This window comes from Marinomonas hwangdonensis (assembly GCF_003721245.1).
Classification (GTDB): domain Bacteria; phylum Pseudomonadota; class Gammaproteobacteria; order Pseudomonadales; family Marinomonadaceae; genus Marinomonas; species Marinomonas hwangdonensis.
Genome location: NZ_RIZG01000008.1, coordinates 107,040 through 123,739 on the forward strand (window position 1 = coordinate 107,040; position 16,700 = coordinate 123,739).

Below are 16,700 nucleotides of genomic sequence, written 5' to 3' on the forward strand. Positions count from 1 at the left end.
ATTATTTCATTATTGAAGTAAAACGTTTGAATCGCAGTGTTTCTATTTTTATTGCGACTATATTAGAGGGAGAACATAGTGAAAAAAATATTAGCGTGTTTTATTGCTTTTTGTTGCGTCAGCATTGCGCAAGCTACTGAGATAGCAGTTGTGGATTTCAGGGCGGCCTTGTTGCAAAGTAATATCGGTCAGGAAGCTGCGAAAGGGCCAAAACAGCAAGTGGCGCAAATGGATGCTACGCTTCAGCAAGAACAGAAAGCGCTCGAGACTTCTGCCAACGAGCTGAAACGCGACGAGTTGACTTTATCCCAAGAAGAGTTTCAGCAACGCCGTCAAGAGCTAGCAGAGCGTCAAAACAGACTTCGTGGTATGGCCGCAAACATGCAACGCCAAGCGAAAGAGCTAGAGCAAGAATTAATAGAATCTTTGACACCAACAGGCGAGGCGGCGTTAAAATCGATTATTGAAGAACGCAATTTAGAGCTAGTGTTAAACAGACAATTAAGTCTGTATGCCAGTGCTGCGGCTGATATTACTGACGAGTTAGTGATGCGAATTAACAAGGATAATTAATTGATGAGCCACACGTTAGGGCAATTGGCCACAATAGTGCAGGGTGTTGTAAAAGGAGACGAGAACCTGATTATCGAGAAGCTCGGGACGCTTGAGAATGCGACGGCGTCTGAATTGAGCTTTTTGGCCAACTCGAAATATCAAGGTTACTTAACCTCTACTCAAGCTGGTGCCGTTCTGGTGAAAACAGAGAATCTTGCTCAGTTGGTAGACAATGCCATTATTGTTTCTAATCCATACCTAGCGTTTGCTCAATTGTCTCATTTGTTTTTCCCGAAGATACAAAGCTGGTCATCGATACATGAAAGTGCCGTTATAGCGGCCAATACTCGGATTGCGCCGAATGCATGCATAGGGCCCAATGTGGTTATCGATGAAGATTGTGATATTGCTGAGGATTGTGTAATAGGGGCTGGGTGTGTGATTGGTCGAGGCACTATCATTGGTCGAGGAACTCGCCTATACCCGAATGTTACACTTTATCATGATGTTATTGTAGGGGAGTGTTGCATTCTTCACAGTGGTGCTGTTATTGGCGCGGATGGCTTTGGTTTTGCTCCCAATCAGGGGCGCTGGGAGAAAATCGTACAACTTGGTTCAGTTGTGATTGGCAATAAAGTTGAAGTCGGTGCGAATACGACGATAGACCGTGGCGCATTGGAGAACACCCTTATTGGCCATGGTGTTATAATAGATAACCAAGTTCAAATTGCTCATAACGTCGTAATTGGCGATAATACCGCCATCGCCGCATGTACCGCGATAGCAGGAAGCACCAAAATTGGCGCCTCATGCACCATCTCCGGCGGGGTTGGTATTGCCGGTCATCTTGAATTGGCCGATAAAGTACATGTCACTGCTATGAGTTTAATAAGCCATTCCATAACAGAGCAGGGGTCCTATTCGTCTGGTATGGGGATGGAGTTAACGAGTAAATGGCGTCGAACAGTTGCCAGAGTGCGACGATTAGATGAAATGGCAAAACAGTTGTTACAAATGAAACAGCAGGTTAATAAGCTTCTAGATAAGGTTGATAATAAATGATGGACGTAAATGAAATTCGCCAATACTTACCGCATAGGTATCCGTTTTTATTGGTGGATCGTGTTATTGAGTTAAATCTAAATGAGTCTATTATTGCGTACAAGAATATTACAATTAATGAGCCTTATTTTGATGGTCACTTCCCCAATCACCCGATTTTTCCAGGTGTATTGATTATTGAAGCTATGGCCCAAGCTGCAGGTATTCTTGGCTTTAAAACAATGGATAAGAAGCCAGAAGATGGCTCAATTTATTATTTTGTAGGGTCTGATAAAGCCCGTTTTAAGCGTCCAGTTGTGCCGGGTGACCGTTTACAATTAGAAGCTAAAATCGTGACAGAGAAACGTGGAATTTGGAAGTTTGAATGTAGAGCAACGGTTGACGGTGAATTGGCTTGCTCTGCAACTATTCTGTGTGCTGACAGGAAAATATAGTGGCGATTCATCCAACTGCTTTAATTGATTCGAAAGCCGAGATCGACTCGAGTGTAGAAGTTGGTCCTTTCTCTGTTATTGGGCCGAATGTAAAAATTGGCGCGGGCAGTATTGTCAAATCCCATGTGGTTATTAATGGCCATACGACAATCGGATCCAATAACGAAATTTATCAATTTGCTTCTGTTGGAGAGGCGAATCAAGATAAAAAGTATAAGGGTGAACCGACTAAACTCGTTATTGGCGATAATAACATCATTCGTGAAAATGCGACGATTCATCGTGGCACAGTCCAAGATAACGGCATCACCATAATAGGTAATGATAATCTATTTATGGCGAGTACCCATGTGGGTCACGATTGTATTGTGGGAGACCACAATATCATGGCCAATTTTGCTGCCTTAGCGGGTCACGTGAAAATGGGAAGCTATGTGATTCTGGGTGGCTACACAGGTGTTCACCAGTTTTGTCAGGTAAACTCCTTTAGTATGTGCGGCATGGGATCCATGGTGTCGAAAGACGTGCCAAGATACATTATGGTTTCTGGTAGTCCAGCAAAAGCGCATGGAATGAACTTCGAAGGGATGCGTCGCCGAGGCGTTCCAGCAGACGTTATTCGAGCACTGCGCTCCGCTTATAAAACCGTATATCGAAAAGGTCTGACGCTTGACGTTGCGCTGCAAGAGTTGGAAAAAACAACCAACAGTGACTTCCCTGAGGTGGCTGAGTTTATTTTATCCATTCGGCAGTCAAAACGCGGCATCGTCCGATAGACGTCATGCTTTAAAAGAGAACCCCGGACTGTTTCGGGGTTTTTTTATTATTAGAGGTTATACAAATGAACGCGACGTCTCCGACACGTTACGTGATAGTGGCAGGAGAAGCTTCTGGGGATATCTTGGGAGCCAATTTAATTGCCCACTTAAAAAAGCAGCAGCCAAATGCTGTGTTTGAAGGGATTGGTGGCCCGCTTATGCAATCTCAAGGATTACAGACTCTAGTGCCCATGGACCGTTTGTCTGTGATGGGCTTGGTTGAGGTGTTAGGTCGGTTACGGGAACTGCTGGGCATTCGTAAACGCTTATATGAATTGTGCTTGCAGAACCCTCCTACGGCTTTTATTGGCATTGATTCCCCTGATTTTAATTTGCCTTTGGCGAGAAAATTAAAACAAGCAAGTATACCGACAGTTCACTATGTTAGTCCTTCTGTTTGGGCATGGCGTCAAAAGCGAATTTTTAATATCAAAAAATCAGTTGATTTAATGTTGGCGTTGTTCCCTTTTGAATTACCCATTTACCATGAACACAATATTCCTGTGGTGTGTGTAGGTCATACCTTAGCGGATGACATTCCTCTTGAGAGTGACGCAAATCTTGCCAGAGGCACGTTGGGATTAGGTATTATTCGTGGCCCTGTCTTTGCCATTCTGCCAGGATCGAGAGAAGGCGAAGTATCCCGTTTAGCCCCACTTTTTGTAGAGACCATGAAGCTGATTAAGCAGAAAGAGCCGGACGCTGTGTTTCTGATGCCGGCAGCGAATCCGGAAAGGCGGCAACAGATAGAAGCCATTCTGCATGAGGCAAATACAGAAGCCATTCTCATTGACGGGCAGTCTCGCACTGTCATGGCCGCAGCGGACGCTATTTTGCTAGCCTCAGGAACTGCTGCCCTTGAAGCCATGTTAGTCAAGCGCCCCATGGTTGTGTCTTATAAAGTGAATCGACTGACCTATGCGATTATGAAACGTATGTTAAAGGTGCCTTATGTGTCTTTGCCAAACCTGTTGGCCAATGAGCCATTAGTGCCTGAACTGCTTCAAGACGCAGCGACACCAGAGAATTTGGCCACTAGTCTGTTGCAGACTTGGCGTTCTTTTATGGGCGACAAAGCAATTCAAGCGAAATATTTAGCGCTGCACAAAATGTTACGCAAAGAAGCGGGAGATGAAGCGACTAAAGCCATTATTTCCATGATTGAAAGTAAGGCTAAGTGATGGAACCTTTCGTTAGTCAAATCTATTTTGGTGACCTGTTGGCTGGAACCGACGAGGCTGGCAGAGGTCCTTTAGCCGGAGAAGTCGTGGCGGCTGCGGTTATTTTGAATCCGAAACGGCCCATTGTCGGGCTAAATGACTCAAAGAAACTAAGTGAAAAAAAGCGTGAAGCCTTGTTCATTGAGATTCAGGAAAAGGCGCTGGCGTTTGGTATTGCCAGCGCAACGGTAGAAGAGATTGATCAGTTAAATATTTTGCATGCCAGTATGTTGGCGATGTCCCGGGCTGTTGCACAGTTAAGTGTCGCACCAGAACATGTTTTAGTTGATGGTAATCGTCTGCCTCTAAATTTGCCTTGTCCTGCGGAGGCTGTTGTTAAAGGTGATGCACGCCATAAGGCGATTGCCGCTGCGTCTATATTGGCTAAAGTGACCCGTGACAAAATGATTGTCGAAGCATCTATGCATTATCCGCACTACGGGTTTGAAAAGCATAAAGGTTACCCGACGGCTCAACACCTTGAAGCTCTGAATTTACATGGCATTACGCCACTGCACAGGCGCAGTTTTGCGCCAGTTAAAAAGATTTTAGAGAGGTAGTATTGTGTCGGTATCCTTCATACATTTGCGTTTGCATACCGAGTTTTCCTTGGTGGATGGGCTGGTTAAAATAAAAGAGTTACTCGCGACTACAGAGCGTTTAGCTATGCCAAGCGTTGCCATGACCGACGAGAATAATTTGTGCGGTTTTGTGCGCTTTTATAAAGGCGCTATGGAAAAGGGCATCAAGCCAATTTGTGGTGTTGATGTGATGTTAGCCGAAGACGACGATGTCGATACTCGTTACCGTCTTACTTTATTGGCGACGTCAAATAAAGGTTATAAAAATATCATTGCCATCATTTCTAAAGGCTATCAATTAGGGCAGGTAGAAGGCCGTCCTGTTATTCAGCGCGAGTGGATAGAAGCGCATAGCGAAGACGTGATTGCTTTATCGGGCGCAGGCTACGGCGACGTGGGTATTTTGTTGCAAAAGGGCCGCTCAGAGCAGGCGATCACACGTTTACAGTATTGGATGTCTGTTTTTCCAGATCGTTTTTATGTCGAGTTACAGCGCACCAGCCGTCCGGGTGAGGAAGATTACATCCATGCCGTGGTGCCTTTAGCGAGTGAATTAGATTGCCCTGTCGTGGCAACCAATGATGTTCGCTTTTTGAAACGAGAAAACTTTGAAGCCCATGAAGCGCGTGTGTGTATTCACGATGGTGTCACACTGGATGATCCACGCCGTAAACGTCGCTATTCCGAGGAACAATACTTTAAGACGCCAGAAGAAATGGCTGAGCTTTTCCAAGATATCCCTGAAGCACTTGAAAATACGGTAGAGATTGCCAAGCGTTGTAGCGTGGATGTGCTATTGGGTGAGTACTTTTTGCCCGATTATCCTGTGCCTGACGGTATGACGATGGAGACCTTCTTCAGCAAGTTGTCTTATGATGGTCTTGTTGAGCGCTTTAATTTCCTGACTAAAAAATATGGTGAGCGCATTGAAAAGCGTCGTCAGGAATATTGGGATCGGTTGGATTTTGAGTTAACCATCATTAATCAAATGGGTTTTCCTGGTTACTTCCTAATCGTAATGGATTTTATCCAATGGGCGAAAGACAACGGTATACCCGTTGGCCCTGGTCGTGGTTCTGGTGCGGGGTCTTTGGTGGCTTATGCATTGAAAATTACCGACCTCGATCCGTTGGAATACGATTTGCTATTTGAGCGATTCTTGAACCCAGAACGGGTATCTATGCCGGATTTCGATATCGACTTTTGTATGGATAATCGAGATCGTGTGATCGACTATGTTTCTCGTACTTATGGCCGAGATGCGGTGTCTCAGATCATTACCTTTGGTGCCATGGCGGCGAAAGCCGTTGTTCGAGATGTGGCTAGGGTACAAGGTAAGCCATACAGTTTGGGTGATAAACTGTCTAAGCTCATTCCGTTTGAAATTGGTATGACACTGAAAAAAGCATTAGAAGAAGAACCTGCATTGCCTGAATTTTTAGCAGGTGATGAAGATGCTGCCGAAGTGATGGAAATGGCGATTTCTCTAGAAGGCGTGGTACGTAACTTTGGTAAGCATGCCGGTGGTGTCGTTATTGCGCCAACCAAGTTGATCGATTTTGCCCCGCTTTACTGTGAAGAAGACGGTTCTGGTCTGGTGACCCAATACGATAAGAATGACGTGGAAGAAGCGGGTCTAGTTAAGTTTGACTTTCTAGGACTTAAAACACTGACCGTAGTAGATTGGGCAGTAAAAAACATTGATGCGATTAATGCCTTAGAAGGCAAACCGCCGCTCGATATTGCGCTTATCGATCTGGAAGATAAATCAACGTATGAGTTGCTCAAACGTGCTGAAACGACAGCGGTCTTTCAGCTTGAATCCCGCGGTATGAAAGAGCTGATTAAAAAGCTGCTGCCATCGCGCTTTGAGGATATTATCGCTTTAGTAGCCTTGTATCGACCAGGGCCTCTGGGCTCAGGGATGGTGGACGACTTTATTAACCGTAAGCACGGTAGAGCAGAGTTGGCCTTTCCTCACCCAGATTATCAACATCAAGATCTGATTCCTGTCTTAGAGCCCACTTACGGTATTATTTTGTATCAAGAGCAGGTAATGCAGATTGCTCAGGTACTGGCTAAATTTTCTTTAGGTGGTGCCGACTTATTGCGTCGAGCCATGGGTAAGAAAAAGCCTGAGGTGATGGCTGAACAGCGTTTATTATTCATGGAAGGCGCCCTCAAAAATAACATTGATAAAGATTTGTCCGGCAATATATTTGATTTGATGGAAAAATTTGCTGGGTATGGTTTTAACAAATCTCACTCAGCAGCCTATGCACTGGTTTCCTATCAGACGGCTTGGCTAAAAAATCATTATCCGGCGCCCTTTATGGCCGCTGTATTGTCTGCTGATATGCAGAACACCGACAAGATTGTGATCTTTATCGAAGAATGTCGTTCCATGAAGCTCGTATTGGAGCTGCCGAATGTGAACGAATCTGTATATAAATTTACAGTCAATCCCGCTGGTGCCATTGTGTATGGGTTGGGAGCAATTAAGGGCGTTGGTGAGGGTCCAATCGAAGCCATCGTCGAGGCTCGAAAAGAGGGGCCTTTTGAACATATTTTCGATTTTTGTCAGCGGGTGGGACGTCGAGTAAACAAGCGAGTCATGGAAGCCTTGGTTCGCTCTGGTGCTTTCGATACCATTGGCCCAAATAGAGCGACCTTGTTTGCCTGCATTGATGAAGCGCTAAAAAGAGCGGTTCAGAGTGCCAAAGATCAAGACGCTGGCATGATGGATTTGTTCGGTGTTACCGTTGAGGAGAGCACTGATGATGCCTATAAAGACGTTGGGCTTCAGCATGAATGGCCGCCACGACAACGACTAGACGGCGAAAAAGATACGTTAGGCTTGTACGTCACTGGCCATCCGATTGACGAATATGAGCGAGAAATTCGTCGTTTTGCTCGTTCAAAAATCGTCGATTTGCAGCCCAAACGTGGCGATACGCAAATTATGGCGGGGCTAATCGTTGATTTGCGTATTACCAAGAGTAAAAAAGGAGGCAATATTGCTTTTGTGACGTTAGATGACCGCTCCGCGCGTATTGAAGTAACGGTGTTTCCTGACAGTTACGAGAGCTTCAGATCGGCTATTGTGAAAGATGAAGTGGTGATCGTAGAAGGTGAAATTACGGTTGATGAGTTTCGAGGCGGTCAGAAAGTCATTGCGCGTAATATTTTAGATATGGCGCAAGCACGTGTCCGATATGTTGAGGCACTGCGCATTTCTTGGTCATCGGACATGGTCCAGCCGGCAGAAATTAAGGTGCTGGCAAACCTTATGAAGCCTTATCAGGGTGATGGCTGTGATGTGGTTATCGGTTTTGAAACAGCGCAAGCTTGTGGCGATTTACGGCTTGGAAATGGTTGGAAAGTTCGACCAGATGACGAATTAATTCATCAACTACAGAAACAATACGGTAAACAAAATGTTCAGTTAGTGTATACTTAAAAGTATTTACTGGTTTTTATGATGGAGTGCGTCCCAGAGACACGCTTAAAGCTGTAGGGCAGGCGGTGCTTTGTCCTTGAATTTGATGGCAACCCAATAAGTAGTGTGATTAAACATGAATTTAAATTATCTCCCTTTTGAGCAGCCGATTGCTGAGCTCGAACAAAAAATTCAAGAGTTACGTTTAGTCGGTAACGATAATGAACTCAATATTGGCGATGAAATTAGTCGTCTTGAAGATAAAAAAATAGCGCTTACTAAAAGTCTATTTAGTAATCTTGGCGCGTGGGAAGTGTCTCAATTAGCTCGTCATCCCAAACGTCCTTATACTCTTGATTATATCGAGCATGTTTTTACTGATTTTGAAGAAATGCATGGTGATCGCCATTATGCAGATGATCGTGCCATTGTCGGTGGTATTGCTCGCTTAGAGGGACGTCCTGTGATGGTTATCGGCCATCAGAAAGGTCGTGAGGTGAAAGAAAAAGTTCTGCGTAACTTTGGTATGCCTCGTCCGGAAGGTTATCGTAAAGCGCTGCGTCTTATGGAAACGGCAGAACGTTTTCATATGCCTATTGTGACCTTGATTGACACACCTGGGGCGTATCCTGGTATTGGTGCTGAAGAACGTGGTCAGAGTGAAGCCATTGCATTTAACTTAGCCGTTATGTCTCGTCTTAAAACACCGATTATTTCAACCGTTATTGGCGAAGGTGGTTCTGGTGGTGCCTTGGCGATTGGTGTTTGCGACGAACTCATGATGTTGCAATATGGTACTTATTCGGTTATTTCACCAGAAGGCTGTGCGTCTATTCTGTGGAAAAGTGCAGATCGAGCGTCTGATGCGGCGAAGGCGATGGGTATCACGGCTCAGCGTCTACAAGAACTAGGCTTTGTCGATACTATTATTCCTGAGCCATTGGGCGGTGCGCATTTCTCTCATCAAGAAATGGCATTGAGTTTGAAGAAGAATATCCTAGCGGCATTAGATCGAATGGAAGCGTTAACGACCGAAGAGTTGTTGGCTCGTCGATACAATCGATTGATGTCTTACGGCTTGTAAGTTTTCTTGTTTTTATAAAAGCCTCCTGCTTAGGGGGCTTTTTTGTTCCTAGCTGTAGACGGCTTAAACACAGCGTTTAATTGGGCTAATTGAGATTAAGTCATATGGCATATCCAGCATCGAAACCACTGCTTTCTGTTTCTCCTATACAATTTGATCCAATATGGATAGAAGAGGTATTTCGTCTATTCGACGTGGTGTGGATAGGGTTCAGTGGCGGTGTGGACTCTCATGTGTTGCTGCATTCATTAAATCATCAGTTATCCGTAGTGCAGAGAGAAAAACTCAGAGCGATTTATATTCACCATGGACTGAGTGTTAATGCTGACCATTGGTTGAACCATTGTGAACGGATTTGTCGTCAACTTGGAGTAACGTTTACCGCTGAACACGTACAGATAAAAACACAAGCGTCCCTTGAAGACGCTGCCCGCAATGCGCGATATCACGCTTTTGAAAAGCGCATGGGAAAGAACGACGTGATCTTGTTGGCCCATCATGGCGGTGATCAAGCCGAGACCGTGTTGTTTCGGTTGCTGCGCGGGACAGGAGGTAAAGGCTTGGCGGGCATTCCTCAACAAAGGCCCATTGGTACACAGGGTTCAACTTTGATGCGTCCTTTGCTGACGGCTTCAAAAGACGACATTTTGCGCTATGCCCATCATCAGCAGTTAGAGTGGGTGGATGACGAGTCCAATCTAGATGAAGCGTTTACTCGTAATTTTTTGCGTCAGAGTGTGGTGCCCGTACTCAAACGCCGTTTTGCGCAAATGGAGCGGAATATTGCCTCAAGTGCTCAGCGTGTTGCGGTGGATTACCTTATGCTATCGCAGTTTGCGAATCAGCAATTAACTCAGTGGTGTGATGCGTTCGGTGGTTTGAAGCTGTCTTACCTGGCGGATAAAAATCTGGATGAGCGGCTATTTTGGTGGCGCTACTTTCTGGATTCCCATGGGGTATCTTTACCCCATGCTCAGCTTGAGAGTATTGAGGCGATGTTTTCTAGTGCAGAAGATAAGCAGCCAGCCTGTATTCTGACTAACCTACGCTTGCAACGGCATCAAAATACAGTGTATGTATTGCCCATTGACCAAGAAGTGGCACTGGGGGAATTAACTGTCGGAGAAAGTATGGTGCGACCGTTTGATGAGGTGTGTGTTCATGCCACTGGGTGTGAGCTAAAACCACGTCCTCAGGGTGTTGACCTACTCATGAAAAGCGGTAAAACGCGGAAATTGAAAAAATGGCTGAACGATCAGCAAGTACCGAGCTGGTGGCGTGAGCACTTGCCTTATATTTATCAAGGCAACGAATTAATAGCGATAGGCACACTTTGGCAACACCCGGAATACGATTCCATTCAAGTGGTGTGGATGGTGCGCGAGCGTTTGCCTTTCCCAACATCGAGTTCCCAGATTTCAGAGAGAGATTAACCAGTTTGCACGGTCTTTACTGCTTTCTACCAGCTCAGCATTGCGCCCATCATTTTGCATAATCCGCTCCATGGCTTGCTCGTGACTCATTCCCCATGCGGCCATATGCCGTTGTGCAAGGCGTTCAATCGATACATCAAGAGGAACGTCTAAAAACCAATGTTCATCAAACAGAGCGAGTGCATCTTGCCAGCCGTGGTTCTGATGTAATAAGTACAAGCCTTCAACCAAAACGACCTTGATGTCCTTTTGAATGGTTAGGTCATCAGCCATTGGGTCTCCAAGAGAATGGTCAAAGCTTGGCCACAGAACATCTTTTGTAAGATAGGCGTGTTTTATGTCTTTCACTCGCTGTACAAAGGCGGCACTGTCAAATGTCCAAGGGGCGCCACGTCTTGCGAAAGCCGCATCAGGATCGGGTAATGTACGTAGTTGCGCTTTTGATAGGTGGAAACCATCCATAGACAGACAGGCGATTTGGTCCGTTGTTTGAGTATTAAAAGACGACGCTAAATAGGCTGCTAAGGTGCTTTTGCCAGATCCTGGGCCTCCCGTAAGACCAATAAGCACCCTGTCTGGTTGATCAAGATAATCGTCGAGTTTATTGAGGGCCGATGTAATGTCTGTTGAGTTCGCATAAAAATGATCGAGTTTGGATGTCGTCATATGTTTTTCCTTCTTGTTATTTTTAGCGACTTTAGCAAGATAATGCAGCATTTATACGCTATTTGGCGTGAACTAAGAAAGCGTATTTCTCGTACAAGTATAAAATCAGCCAAGGTGTCGCCTTATGTTATTAAAAGAGCTCAAAAAAATCAGCGTTGTGGATAAAGTAAAATTGCATTCACTTGAGTCCAATTTGTATCAATTATCCATTGTGATCGATGGCCAAGAGGAGTACATAAAAACCGATCAAGGCCGCTTTTTGACCAGCCATAATAAACTGGAATTACAGGCCTTGTTTAAAGATAAAACAGTGGGTTCCATGGTGTTGTGCCACCAAAGTGCCTATGACGAAATGGTGGGTCAGCCCATTGGTAAAGGTAATGCGCTGGAAGTTCCGTTAGGGAACACGGACCTGTCCTAGATCCACCCTGCTGTTCGATGTAACGTTTTCTTAGATAGTGTTATTTAGACTGTATAACGTGAACTTTTTCACCGTTTTCTTCTTTTTGTGAGAAGGTTTTCGCGTAACCTAGCGTCGCGTTGGCATGTTCCCGCATGATGGCTTCAGCGCGGCTGCCTTGTCCGTTGTGGATGGCGTCAAATACCGCGTGGTGATGCATGTGGGCGAAATTAAAGCGGCGATACTCTTGAGTCAAGTTGTTGCGATCGAAAGCCAAGGCACTAACCGATGCAAAAGGTAGGTGCTCATTACGGCTCAATGCTTCAGCGATGGCAGGGTTTAAGCTGGCTTCGATGATAATCTGGTGAAAGCGCTGATTCATGTCGTGGTATATGGCGAGGTCTTGTTCATTGATGTTACCTTTCGCAAACAAGTCATCGCCTTGTTTTAATAATTCTCGTAATTCATTGGTCTGTGCTTTCGATAGTGTATTTTCTGCTGCTTGCCTAGCGGCCAACCCTTCTAGTACGCCTCGCACTTCGATAGATCCGCTAATTTCTGCCTGTGTTACTCGGCGTACCCTATAGCCTCGACCTGATAATTTGGTTAGTAGGCCTTCTTGTTCTAGAGTTCGAAAGGCAATGCGAACAGGTGTCCGAGAAACCCCCAATTGCTCCGCTGTGGGAATTTCCGCAAGGCGTTGTCCTGACTCAAGCTCTCCAGACAAAATCATTTGGCGTAAACGGCTGATAACATGTTGGCCCGGTTTGCTCATTGAGTCTGCCTTTGTGTGATTGATAAAAAATAATCATAACGTAAATACCGGAAAAAAAGTAACCATTGGATCCAATTGATAATCTTCTATTTTTCAACTGCTTAGCTTGTTAACTATTATTCATAATATAAATATTGGATCCAATTTATGCATAACCATCTTGTTTTATCAATTTTTTTGAATATATTGGATCCAATAAATAAAAATAAAAGCAGGAGAATGCCAAATGAGTCAGCAAACTTATCCTAAAAATGCATGGTATGTGGCTGCCATGTCTGAAGAGGTGGCGGGCAGCCAACCTCTTGGTCGTAAAATCTGTGGCGAAAGCATTGCTTTTTATCGTTCTCATGACAATAAGATTGCTGCGGTATTGGATTTTTGTCCACACCGCGGTGCAGCGTTGTCGCTAGGGTATGTCGAAGAGGGGCTCTTGGTTTGTGGGTATCATGGTTTAAAAATAGGCGCCGATGGTAAAACCAAAGAGATGCCGTTGCAGCGTGTAAAAGGCTTTCCTTGCATGAAGTCTTATGCGGTAGATGAGCGTTATGGTTTCATTTGGGTGTGGCCGGGTGATCAATCACAAGCGGATAAAAGTTTGATTCCTCATTTAGAATGGGCGGTTAGTCCAGAATGGGCTTACGGTGGCGGTCTATACCATATCAACTGCGATTATCGTTTGATGATCGATAACCTCATGGACTTAACCCACGAAACGTATGTGCATGCGAGCAGCATTGGTCAAAAAGAAATTGATGAATCCCCCGTTTCTACTGAAGTAGAAGGCGACAAAGTGATTACTAGCCGTTTTATGGAAAATATTATGGCGCCACCATTCTGGCAAGCCGCACTTCGTGGCAACGGGCTGGCCGATAATGTCCCCGTTGATCGTTGGCAAATTTGTCGATTCAGTCCACCTTCCCATGTGATGATCGATGTGGGGGTTGCTCATGCTGGCAACGGTGGTTTTGATGCGCCAGCAAATAAAAAAGCCAGCAGTACCGTCGTGGACTTTATCACGCCAGAAACCGAGACCTCCATTTGGTATTTTTGGGGAATGGCACGTAACTTCAAGCCGGAAGATCAAGCGCTAACCGATACGATTCGAGAAGGGCAAGGTAAGATCTTTGCTGAAGATTTAGAGGTGCTTGAACGTCAGCAACAAAACCTTTTGGCGTTTCCTGATTATGATTTATTGAAGTTAGACATTGATGCGGGTGGTGTGCAATCAAGACGTATTATTGATCGGCTCATAACTAAAGAACAGACAGCTAAAGAGCAGGTCGCCAAGGCGTCCATTGCCGAGACACCTTCTCAGTCGTCTGTACCACTTCAAAAAGTGTCATTTTAATATGATCAGCGCCAGCCAGAGAGTGGTTTTTATTTACTCTCAGGCTGGCGCCTAAAAAAAATAACAGGTCAGGAGAGGCAAATGATTCCGGTCATTGTAAGAAATGTTGTTACCGAAGCACAAGGTGTGGTTCGGCTTGTGCTAGGTTCTTTGGATGGCTCAGGGTTGCCTACTTTTGAGGCTGGTGCGCATATTGACATTAAGTTGCCAAGTGGTTTGCTTCGTCAATATTCATTATGTCGTTTGCAAGTGGAAGCGCAGTATTATGAAATTGCGGTTTTGAAAGACCCGCAATCAAGGGGAGGATCGGCCGAGGTGCATCGCTTGAAAATGGGGGATACCTTGTCGATAAGTGCCCCTAGAAATCATTTTCCATTAATAGATACAAGACGTCATAGCGTTTTAGTGGCTGGCGGTATCGGTGTAACACCTCTGTTGCCAATGGCGCAGCAGTTACAAAAAATGGATTTGCCTTTCGAATTTCATTATTGTTCGAAGTCACCGGACACGGCGGCATTTTCATCCGCGTTAAAAAGTGCCTCTTTTGCCGATAAAATGCATTTTCATTTTAGCCAAGTGGCGAGTTCTGGTCGAATGGATGTGGTTAATGTTTTATCACGCCACTCGAATCACTCGGAATTATATGTTTGTGGCCCCGCAGATTTTATTAATGACGTGTCGTTGCAGGCAAAAATGTTAGGTTGGCCTGAAGAGCGTATGCACAGAGAATTTTTTGCTGCGCCTGCTGTTGATGAGCATGTCGTTGAAAATACCGCGTTTAAAGTGAAAATTCATAGTACGGGTGAGATCTTTGATGTCGAGGCTGATCAGAGTATTTTTGAAGTATTAGACAATAATGGTGTTTTTTTGGCAGTATCCTGTGAATCGGGTGTGTGCGGTACGTGCCAGACGGGTGTGATCGAGGGTGTTCCAGACCATCGAGATGTGTTTTTAACAGACCAAGAGCACGCCTCAGGAAAGCTAGTCATGCCCTGTTGCTCGCGTTCAAAAACGCCTATTTTAGAGCTAGACTTGTAATGCGAACCAACAGGATTTAAGGCGAGGACTTTTAAAGCTTGTTAGTCTTGGTGTATGGGATCGTCACTCAATGCAAAACAGCCATGTTTTACATTGAGTGAAATGCCTTCCGATGTTATTATTTTCCCCCGTCCTGAAGGTAAAAATACTCTGCCTTCAAATCTTGTATTCTATTCATTAAGGCGGGTTAAACACTCATGGCGACACGGTACATTTTCGTTACAGGCGGTGTAGTTTCATCTCTTGGTAAAGGTTTGGCAGCTGCCTCTTTGGCCTCTATCCTTGAATCTCGTGGCCTAAAAGTCACCATGCTTAAACTGGATCCCTACATCAACGTGGACCCAGGCACCATGAGCCCCTTTCAACACGGCGAAGTTTTTGTCACTGAAGATGGCGCAGAGACCGACTTAGACCTTGGTCACTATGAGCGATTCATCTCGACCAAAATGGGTAAACGTAACAACTTCACCAGTGGTCGTGTCTATCAACATGTTCTTAAAAAAGAGCGTCGTGGTGAATACCTTGGTGGTACTGTCCAAGTCATTCCTCATATTACTGATGAAATTAAACGTCGTATTCTATTTGGTGCTGAAGGCGCTGATGTGGCTTTGGTTGAAATTGGTGGTACTGTTGGGGATATCGAATCACAACCTTTCCTTGAAGCGGTTCGCCAATTAAAAGTCGAATTAGGCCCTCGTCGTGCTTTGTTCATGCATTTGACCTTGGTTCCTTACATTCGTACGGCAGGCGAAACCAAAACCAAGCCTACTCAGCATTCCGTTAAAGAGCTTCGCTCTATCGGTATTCAACCTGATATTCTTATTTGTCGTTCAGAAGTGTCTATTGAGGCGCCAGAGCGTAAGAAAATTGCTTTGTTTACTAGCGTTGAAGAACGTGCGGTTATCTCTCTTCCTGATGCCGACACGATTTACCGCATTCCACAGATGTTAAATGACCAAGGCTTAGATAGCCTGATCGTTGAATACTTCCATCTTGATTGCAACATGCCCAATATCGACATTTGGAACAAGGTGACACAGGCGAAATTAAACCCTGAAAAACAGGTTAATATCGCTATGGTCGGCAAGTATATGGAGTTACTAGATGCCTACAAGTCACTGATTGAAGCCATGGATCATGCGGGTATTCACGCGCGCACCAAAGTGAAATTACATTATATCGACTCTGAAAGCGTTGAAGAAAAAGGCACAGAGTGTCTAAAAGGAATGGACGCTATTTTAGTCCCAGGTGGTTTTGGCGAACGTGGTGTAGAAGGTAAGATCTTAACCGCGCAATATGCACGTGAAAATAAAGTACCGTATTTGGGTATTTGTTTGGGTATGCAGGTTGCCTTCATCGAATTTGCAAGAAACGTTGCAAATTTACCCGGTGCGCACAGTACCGAGTTTAATCTAAAAGCAGAGAACCCAGTTGTTGGTCTGATTACAGAATGGACGAATGCAGAGGGTTCCAAAGAAATCCGGTCAGAGGAATCCGATCTAGGGGGCACCATGCGTCTTGGCGCTCAGAACTGTAATCTAACCGAAGGCACAAAAGCCTTTGAAGCTTATGGTCAAGCTGTGATTAAAGAGCGTCATCGCCATCGTTACGAAGTAAACAATTTCTATGTGGATGCGATGGAAAAAGCAGGCCTGACGATTTCTGGTCGTTCAGAAGACAACTCCTTGGTTGAGATGATAGAAATTGCGGATCATCCATGGTTTGTTGCTTGTCAATTCCACCCAGAGTTTACATCTACCCCTAGACATGGTCACGGCCTGTTCAGTGCCTTTGTTCATGCGGCATTGAAATATGCAGGTAAAGAAAAATAAGTAGATCAAACAGGC

Annotated in this window: 15 protein-coding genes; 13 read left to right on the forward strand and 2 right to left on the reverse strand. The window is 44.9% G+C overall.

What is annotated here, in order from left to right:
* Positions 1–78 precede the first annotated feature (78 nt).
* From EBI00_RS13075 to tilS, 9 genes are all read left to right on the forward strand, one after another.
* A complete protein-coding gene (locus tag EBI00_RS13075; protein WP_123096388.1) occupies positions 79–573 on the forward strand; it encodes an OmpH/Skp family outer membrane protein in 495 nt (164 codons plus the stop codon).
* A gap of 3 nt (positions 574–576) precedes the next feature.
* Entirely contained in the window at positions 577–1,617 is a 1,041-nt protein-coding gene (lpxD, locus tag EBI00_RS13080) for a UDP-3-O-(3-hydroxymyristoyl)glucosamine N-acyltransferase (RefSeq protein WP_123096389.1), read from the forward strand.
* Positions 1,614–2,051 carry a 3-hydroxyacyl-ACP dehydratase FabZ gene (gene fabZ, locus EBI00_RS13085; RefSeq protein WP_123096390.1) on the forward strand — a complete coding sequence of 146 codons (438 nt, stop codon included), beginning with the start codon at positions 1,614–1,616 and terminating at the stop codon, positions 2,049–2,051. The genes lpxD and fabZ overlap by 4 nt, the downstream gene beginning before the upstream one ends.
* Entirely contained in the window at positions 2,051–2,827 is a 777-nt protein-coding gene (gene lpxA / locus EBI00_RS13090; RefSeq protein WP_123096391.1) for an acyl-ACP--UDP-N-acetylglucosamine O-acyltransferase, read from the forward strand. The genes fabZ and lpxA overlap by 1 nt, the downstream gene beginning before the upstream one ends.
* A gap of 65 nt (positions 2,828–2,892) precedes the next feature.
* Complete coding sequence (gene lpxB, locus EBI00_RS13095) at positions 2,893–4,050, forward strand: lipid-A-disaccharide synthase (protein WP_123096392.1); 1,158 nt, start codon at positions 2,893–2,895, stop codon at positions 4,048–4,050.
* Positions 4,050–4,649 (forward strand): ribonuclease HII, encoded by a 600-nt coding sequence (gene rnhB, locus EBI00_RS13100; RefSeq protein WP_123096393.1) that lies wholly within the window; start codon positions 4,050–4,052, stop codon positions 4,647–4,649. Before lpxB ends, rnhB begins: the two co-directional genes overlap by 1 nt.
* A gap of 4 nt (positions 4,650–4,653) precedes the next feature.
* Positions 4,654–8,130 carry a DNA polymerase III subunit alpha gene (dnaE, locus tag EBI00_RS13105; RefSeq protein WP_123096394.1) on the forward strand — a complete coding sequence of 1,159 codons (3,477 nt, stop codon included), beginning with the start codon at positions 4,654–4,656 and terminating at the stop codon, positions 8,128–8,130.
* A gap of 115 nt (positions 8,131–8,245) precedes the next feature.
* The gene (accA, locus tag EBI00_RS13110; RefSeq protein ID WP_123096395.1) at positions 8,246–9,193 is read left to right on the forward strand and encodes an acetyl-CoA carboxylase carboxyl transferase subunit alpha; all 948 of its coding nucleotides are present in this window, start codon (positions 8,246–8,248) and stop codon (positions 9,191–9,193) included.
* Positions 9,194–9,297: 104 nt separating this feature from the next.
* Complete coding sequence (gene tilS, locus EBI00_RS13115) at positions 9,298–10,626, forward strand: tRNA lysidine(34) synthetase TilS (protein WP_123096396.1); 1,329 nt, start codon at positions 9,298–9,300, stop codon at positions 10,624–10,626.
* Here the strand turns inward: tilS and EBI00_RS13120 are convergent.
* Positions 10,612–11,292 carry a nucleoside/nucleotide kinase family protein gene (locus tag EBI00_RS13120; RefSeq protein ID WP_123096397.1) on the reverse strand — a complete coding sequence of 227 codons (681 nt, stop codon included), beginning with the start codon at positions 11,290–11,292 and terminating at the stop codon, positions 10,612–10,614. The genes tilS and EBI00_RS13120 overlap by 15 nt on opposite strands.
* Before the next feature lie 124 nt (positions 11,293–11,416).
* Between EBI00_RS13120 and EBI00_RS13125 the strand changes: the two genes are divergently transcribed.
* Positions 11,417–11,713 carry a DUF6482 family protein gene (locus tag EBI00_RS13125; RefSeq protein ID WP_123096398.1) on the forward strand — a complete coding sequence of 99 codons (297 nt, stop codon included), beginning with the start codon at positions 11,417–11,419 and terminating at the stop codon, positions 11,711–11,713.
* 40 nt (positions 11,714–11,753) lie between these two features.
* Here the strand turns inward: EBI00_RS13125 and EBI00_RS13130 are convergent, their stop codons facing one another.
* Complete coding sequence (locus EBI00_RS13130) at positions 11,754–12,467, reverse strand: GntR family transcriptional regulator (RefSeq protein ID WP_123096399.1); 714 nt, start codon at positions 12,465–12,467, stop codon at positions 11,754–11,756.
* Positions 12,468–12,693: 226 nt separating this feature from the next.
* On the opposite strand from EBI00_RS13130, the gene EBI00_RS13135 reads away from it, so the two are divergent.
* The 3 genes from EBI00_RS13135 to EBI00_RS13145 all read left to right on the forward strand — a co-directional run bounded on the left by EBI00_RS13135 (position 12,694) and on the right by EBI00_RS13145 (position 16,685).
* On the forward strand, positions 12,694–13,815 hold the full coding sequence (locus EBI00_RS13135) for an aromatic ring-hydroxylating dioxygenase subunit alpha (RefSeq protein WP_123096400.1): 1,122 nt from the start codon (positions 12,694–12,696) through the stop codon (positions 13,813–13,815).
* An 81-nt stretch (positions 13,816–13,896) separates the two neighbouring features.
* Positions 13,897–14,853, forward strand: coding sequence for a PDR/VanB family oxidoreductase (locus EBI00_RS13140; RefSeq protein WP_123096401.1), 957 nt, complete (start codon positions 13,897–13,899; stop codon positions 14,851–14,853).
* A gap of 197 nt (positions 14,854–15,050) precedes the next feature.
* The gene (locus tag EBI00_RS13145; RefSeq protein WP_123096402.1) at positions 15,051–16,685 is read left to right on the forward strand and encodes a CTP synthase; all 1,635 of its coding nucleotides are present in this window, start codon (positions 15,051–15,053) and stop codon (positions 16,683–16,685) included.
* The last annotated feature ends 15 nt before the right edge of the window (positions 16,686–16,700 follow it).